Below are 6,167 nucleotides of genomic sequence, written 5' to 3'. Positions count from 1 at the left end.
CGGGGAAGCGGGCGGCCAGCCGGGCCGCCGTCGTCGCGAGGTGCGCGTCGACGAAGATCACCGCGCTGGTCGCGGGGTCGGCGTCGCCGATCAGCGTCAGCAGGGCCGGCACCGTCGGCGCCTGCGCCACCGCGTCGATCGTCGGCCCCTCGGAGACGAAACCGGCCTGCCGGCGGTAGAACTCGTGATCCCGCAGGTAGTCCTCGGCGTCGCGTTCGACCAGGGTCAGCGCCGGCAGCGGCACGGCCCCGGGCGGGGTGTAGAAGTCGCGTTCCAGCGCCCGCTGGGTCAGGTCGGCGCACAACGCCAATGTCAATTGCGAAGTGCCGCAGACGAATACGCGCCTCGTGCGGGCCGTCGCGACGATACCGTCGAGCAGCCGGCCGGCGGTGACCTCGTACTTGCCGACCACGTCGGCCGCCCAGCGTGTGTCGGACCCGCCGAACTGCTGGGCGCGCCACGCCTGCGCCAGCCACGGGTCGTCCATGCGCACGATGAGCGGCAGCCGCCGCCGGTGCGCCACCTCGGCCAGCCGCCGGCTGATCAGGTCCAACCACAGTAGGTTGATCGCCGGGTCGGGCGCCATCAGATACAGCCGGGACAGGCGCCGCCACAGCCGCAGCGACACCAGCGTCGACGGGTTGTTGAAGTCCACCAGCACCACACGGGCGCCCTGCCTGCGGGCGCGCTGCACTCGGTCGTCGCTGGCGCCGGTGATGACCACCAGCGTGCTGCGCCGGTCCAGCGTCCGCGCGACCGCGCTGATCATCGACTGGGTGTCGGCGTCGACGCCGACGATCGCGGTGACGGAGTCCGCGAAGTTGGCCCGTAGCCGGTCCACCTGGGACCGGAACACGCCGACGACGACGCCGCCCAGGCCGGTGAAGATGGCCGCCAGCGCCGCGATCCGCGCCAGTTCCAGGCCGACCGGGGTGGGGTTCGGACAGGTGCGACCGCCCACCGAGAAGTCACTGGTGCTGCCCTTGACCAGGCTGGCCGTCGCCATCAGCGGGGTGAAGAACGCCGGGTGGTTGGCGTCGTGACAACCCCAGTACGACGTCAGCCCCAGCACCGCCCCCATGCTGACGAGCACAGCGATCACGGTGAACGAAACCCCGACGACGCGGTGGCTGGTGTCCGAGCGGAAGGTCAGCACGCACGCCGCGATGAGCACGGCGACCACGATGGCCAGCGTCGGCATCGACCCGGGGCGGCCGAACCAGGCGAGCGACGGCGGCAGCCTGTCGATCACCGACGGCCACAGGTCCAGGACGGCGAGATAGAGGATCAGCAGCAGCCCGGCCGCGGTGACGACCCAGCGCAGCGCGGGAGCCGGGGCCCTCCTGGGACGCATGCGCCGATCTCCCTTCGCGGCTGTTCGGACGTCGAACAGTACACGCCAAAGGGTAAGGGGCGAGTGAGTTGCTAGCCCGCGAATCGCGACAGCCGCGCCGACAGGTGCGGGACCAGCCCGCCGTCGGCGTCCACCCGTTCCTCGACGTAGGCGAGGTCGCCGCCCTCGACGATGCCGTAGAGCCGTTTCGCGCCCCCGACCAGCACGCCCGAGCGGCTGCGGGCCAGGGCGTCGGTGACCAACTCCCACGACGACTGGTTGCGCGGCCGCCCGTAGAACAGCTCGACGTAACCGGCCGAGTGCGCCAGCAGCACCTCGATCGCCTGCGATTCGCTGGGATCGTCGGGGTCGCTGACGAAGCGCCAAAAGCCCGTCTCGCGCAGGCCGCGCTCCTGGTAACCACCCGCCTCGTCGAGCCGCCAGGACCGCGACTCCCAGATCAGGTAGTCACCCCCGTCGTGGGATACCACGATCTGCTGGCCGAAGCGGTAGTCGCCGTCGTGCCCGCGGCCCTCGCCCTCGCCGCGCCAGACGCCGACCAGCGGAAGCAGCGCCAGCAGCGCGTCGCTGAGGTCGGCGCCCTCGCGCAGGTTGGCCGTGTCCGGGGGGAAGGGCGAGTCGTCGAAGGCCGGGATGTTGCGGCCGGCGGTCAGCTTCGCGCGTTCCGCGGCGGCCGCCACCGCGCGATCCCCGGAGCCGGCAGCGCTCGCCGGTTCGTGGGAGGTCACGATTCGTCGGTAATGAGCCGGTAGAGCGTGTAGAGGGCGAACCAGGAGATCACCACGACCGCCACCACCAGCATGATCTCGTAGAAAAGAACCACGGGGTCAGTCTATTCGCCCGGCGCGGGCCGAGCGGCGGTGGCCGGCGCTCAGGCGATCTTGACGTCGACCTCGTGGACGCCCGCGCCCGACGGCGACACCACGGCGTTGCCGTTACCGGAGGCGGACAACGCGCGCAGCGTCCACGATCCCGGCGCGGCGAAGAACCGGAAGTCGCCGGTGGCCGACGCGACCACCTCGGCGGTGAACTCGTCGGACGAGTCCAGCAGCCGCACGAACGCGCCGCCGACCGCCTGGCCGTCGCTGTCCACGACGCGCCCGGTGATCACCGTTTCCTTCTCCAGGTCGACGCTGGCGGGCAGTGTCAGTCCTTGCTTGGGTGCAGAGCACATATCAGCTTCCCAACTCGATCGGGGCGCCCACCAGGGAGCCGTATTCCGTCCAACTTCCGTCGTAGTTCTTGACGTTGCGGTGCCCGAGGAGTTCGCGGAGCACGAACCAGGTGTGCGACGAGCGCTCCCCGATGCGGCAGTAGGCGATGGTCTCCTTCTGGCCGTCCAGGCCGGCGTCGGCGTAGAGCTTGGCCAGCTCCTCGTCGGACTTGAAGGTGCCGTCCTCGTTGGCGGCCTTGCTCCACGGGACGTTGATCGCACCGGGGATGTGGCCGGGCCGTTGGCTCTGTTCCTGGGGCAGGTGCGCGGGCGCCAGGATCTTGCCGGAGAACTCGTCGGGGGACCGCACGTCGACGAGGTTCTTGGTGTTGATGGCCGCGATCACCTCGTCGCGGAACGCCCGGATGCTGGTGTCCGGTGCGGACGCCGTGTAGGAGGTCGCCGGCCGACTGACGGCGTCCCGGGTCAGCGGGCGGCCGTCGAGTTCCCACTTCTTGCGGCCGCCGTCGAGCAGCTTGACCTGCGCGTGCCCGTAGAGCTTGAAGTACCAGTAGGCGTAGGCGGCGAACCAGTTGTTGTTGCCGCCGTAGAGCACGACGGTGTCGTCGTTGGCGATGCCGCGGTCACTGAGCAGCTTGGAGAACTGCTCGGCGTCGACGAAGTCACGCTTGACCGGGTCCTGCAGGTCGGTGCGCCAGTCCAGCCGGACGGCGCCCGGCAGGTGGCCGGCGTCGTAGGCGCTGGTGTCCTCGTCGACCTCCACGAAGACGACGCCGGGGGAGTCGAGATTGCTCTGGGCCCAGTCCGCGGAGACCAGGACGTCGGAGCGTGCCATGAAACGGGATCCTTTCGATCGCTTGGGGTGGGGCGCCGGTCAGGCCGGACGCGCGCCGGTGCGCAGGCGCGCCACCAGCGGGTAGAGCTGACAGCCCAGGCAGATGCCGAAGGCCGCGTTGAGGAAGGCGGCCGCCAGGGCCGCCGCGGTGGCGATGACGCCGCCCAGGAAGGCGCCGGCCGCGAAGGCGACGACCGCGACGACGGCGAAGACGAGGCCGACGAGCTGCGCGAACTTCAGCGGCGCGACGGGTTCGCGTTCCCGGACCGGCCCGAGCCGGGGCGCGACGGCACGGGCAAAGATGCGGCCGTAGGGGTGCTTGCGGGGTCCGCCGACCGCGCCGATCGCGAAGATGACCGCCTGCACGCCGAGGATCGCGGCGGCCGCGAGCGGGTTGACCGCCGCGACCACAAGGGCCAGCACAAGGACGGCGGTGGTGACCCAGGCCGCAAAGCGCGGCCCACGCACGTCGACGAGGTCGGGTTGCGCGGTGGTGTTGCTGCTCGGCACGGTACTACTCCTCGATACGCCTGCTGCGGGGATATGACGGCGGGGGAGACACGCCTCGGTCAGGATCCGGGCTGCTCCGAGTGCTACGCGACGGCGCGGCTACTCAGCGGCAACAGCAACAACAACAGCCCGCGGTGCGGCACAGTTCTACTGCGCGTCGCTGAATGAGCACGGGCTCAGGGCGGGCTGACACGACGGCAAGCTTACCCAATGACCCGGTCATACGGCCAACAGCGTCGCGCCGCGACGGCCCTCAGGACTGCCGGAAGCCGTCCAGCGTCACGGTCACGCCGTAGGTGATGCCCTCGATGATGACGTCGGAGCCGCGCGCCCCTTCGGTCTTGGGGGCGACGCCGAACGGGAGCCGCTGGTTGGGCAGCCGGGCGGCGAACGCGTGCAGCACCGCGTCCTTCTTGTCGGCCGGCACCGACTGGTTGGCGGTGTTGGCGCCGGTGAGCACGCCGGTAGGGCTGAACACCAGCGTCGCCGGGTCGTCGGGGGCGATCGACAGGTCGACCGACACGCTGACGCGGCGGCCGAAGCCCGCCGACTTCGGGGTGCCGGTGAAGACCAGACCGTGGCTGCCCGAGATGCCCGATTCGGTGGTGCCGCCGGTGGCGTCGTTGGTCTCCTGCGGCGGCGCCTCGACCATCAGGTCGGTGATGCCCAGGTAGCGCCCGAGGTACAGCGACCCGATGATGATGCGGCTCTCGAGTTTGCCCACCGGCAGCTTCGCGTCGGGCCGGATCAGCCAGGACGCGTATGTCAAGTCGATCGAGTGCATAGTGGCTTCGAGCGTGGCTTTGCCGACCGTCGCGTGGTCGACGTCGTTGGCCTTGATCTCGAGCTCGTTGTAGTGCCGCCGCAACGCCTGCGGGATGAACGGGAACGCCAGGATCGCGACGAACGGGTCCGACCCCAGGTTCGCCGCCCTGCGGACGCTGGACGACAGCCGGTATTCGGCATAGATGCTGGTCCCGTAGTCGACGCCGACCGCGCCGAGCGCGACGATCGCCACGGCGCTCGCCGTGGCGATCCCGGCCATCACAAGCTTGCGCACCCGCACATTGTGGCGCAACCACCCGCACCACCCGACCGGCGGAGGGGTGCTCGGCGGGGAGGTGGTGGGGCTCACACCGGCCCGTATGACACGCGAAAAAACCAGGTAGCACGTTAAAGTTGGGTGGCCTGGTAACTAACGCGTTATGGCGTTGTGAATTTGGGAGATGCCGTTCCCCCGAGCAGGAGGGACTAGTTGGAGCTACTACTGCTGACCTCGGAGCTGCATCCCGACCCGGTCCTCCCGTCGTTGTCGCTGCTGCCGCACACCGTCCGCACCGCGCCGCCCGAGCCGTCGTCGTTGCTCGAGGCCGGGACCGCCGACGCCGTGTTGGTCGACGCGCGCACCGACCTGTCGTCGGCGCGCGGGCTGTGCAGGTTGCTGAGCACGGCGGGCCGATCGGCGCCGGTGCTGGCGGTGGTCAGCGAGGGCGGCCTGGTGGCGGTCAGCGCCGACTGGGGACTCGACGAGATCCTGCTGCCGACCACCGGGCCCGCCGAGGTCGACGCCCGGCTGCGTCTGGTGGTCGGGCGCCGCGGCGGCCAGGCCGACCAGGAGAGCGCGGGCAAGGTCAGCCTGGGCGAGCTGGTGATCGACGAGGGCACCTACACGGCGCGGCTGCGGGGCCGCCCGCTCGACCTCACCTACAAAGAGTTCGAGCTGCTCAAGTACCTGGCCCAGCACGCCGGGCGGGTGTTCACCCGAGCGCAGCTGCTGCACGAGGTGTGGGGCTACGACTTCTTCGGCGGCACCCGCACCGTCGACGTCCACGTCCGCCGGCTGCGGGCCAAGCTCGGACCCGAATACGAGGCGCTGATCGGAACCGTGCGCAACGTCGGCTACAAGGCGGTCCGGCCGGCGCGCGGGCGGGCGCCCGTCGCGGAACCCGAGGACGACGACGACATCGACAGCGAAGCGCAGGGCGCCGAGGACCCGCTGGCCGATCCGTTGCGCAGTCAGTGACCCCGGCGTACTGGTCGGCCGACTGGCGCCCCGCGCTGACCGTTCACCAACAGCAGCAGGTACGCGAATTGGTCGACGCCGCAACCGAAGCCGACGGCGTGGCGCCCGTCGGCGAGCAGGTGTTACGCGAACTGGCCCACCAGCGCACCGCCCACCTGCTCAGCACCGACGCCGCGGGCGCGGTCGTCGGCTATCTCAACCTGGCTCCCCCGCGCGACGGCGACGCCGCCATGGCGGAGCTCGTCGTGCATCCGGCGGCCCGGCGCCGCGG

The 6,167-nt window shown here is 70.7% G+C and carries 7 protein-coding genes and 1 pseudogene; 2 read left to right on the top strand and 6 right to left on the bottom strand.

Annotation, left to right across the window (positions count from 1 at the left end):
- The 6 genes and pseudogenes from A5714_RS11055 to lmeA form a co-directional block, all read right to left on the bottom strand.
- A pseudogene (locus tag A5714_RS11055) lies at window positions 1-1,354 on the bottom strand (hypothetical protein); the annotation flags it as partial.
- A gap of 71 nt (window positions 1,355-1,425) precedes the next feature.
- Window positions 1,426-2,082 carry an FABP family protein gene (locus A5714_RS11050; protein ID WP_068071549.1) on the bottom strand — a complete coding sequence of 219 codons (657 nt, stop codon included), beginning with the start codon at window positions 2,080-2,082 and terminating at the stop codon, window positions 1,426-1,428.
- A gap of 143 nt (window positions 2,083-2,225) precedes the next feature.
- On the bottom strand, window positions 2,226-2,528 hold the full coding sequence (locus A5714_RS11045) for a DUF1416 domain-containing protein (protein WP_068071547.1): 303 nt from the start codon (window positions 2,526-2,528) through the stop codon (window positions 2,226-2,228).
- 1 nt (window position 2,529) lies between these two features.
- Window positions 2,530-3,363 (bottom strand): sulfurtransferase, encoded by an 834-nt coding sequence (locus tag A5714_RS11040; RefSeq protein ID WP_068071545.1) that lies wholly within the window; start codon window positions 3,361-3,363, stop codon window positions 2,530-2,532.
- Between the two features lie 39 nt (window positions 3,364-3,402).
- Window positions 3,403-3,873 carry a DUF4395 domain-containing protein gene (locus A5714_RS11035; RefSeq protein ID WP_068285190.1) on the bottom strand — a complete coding sequence of 157 codons (471 nt, stop codon included), beginning with the start codon at window positions 3,871-3,873 and terminating at the stop codon, window positions 3,403-3,405.
- Window positions 3,874-4,126: 253 nt separating this feature from the next.
- On the bottom strand, window positions 4,127-4,918 hold the full coding sequence (gene lmeA, locus A5714_RS11030; protein WP_156747263.1) for a mannan chain length control protein LmeA: 792 nt from the start codon (window positions 4,916-4,918) through the stop codon (window positions 4,127-4,129).
- Window positions 4,919-5,128: 210 nt separating this feature from the next.
- Here lmeA and A5714_RS11025 point away from each other — a divergent pair, with 210 nt between their 5' ends.
- Window positions 5,129-5,896 (top strand): response regulator transcription factor, encoded by a 768-nt coding sequence (locus A5714_RS11025; protein WP_068071540.1) that lies wholly within the window; start codon window positions 5,129-5,131, stop codon window positions 5,894-5,896.
- Window positions 5,893-6,167, top strand: a 275-nt coding sequence (locus A5714_RS11020) for a GNAT family N-acetyltransferase (RefSeq protein WP_231975870.1), incomplete at its 3' end; no start/stop codon positions are given. The genes A5714_RS11025 and A5714_RS11020, both read left to right, overlap by 4 nt.

Source organism: Mycobacterium sp. E2462, assembly GCF_001672685.1.
Lineage (GTDB): Bacteria > Actinomycetota > Actinomycetes > Mycobacteriales > Mycobacteriaceae > Mycobacterium.
Note: the sequence above shows the minus strand (reverse complement) of the source record. Positions and strands in the feature narration are given on the sequence as shown.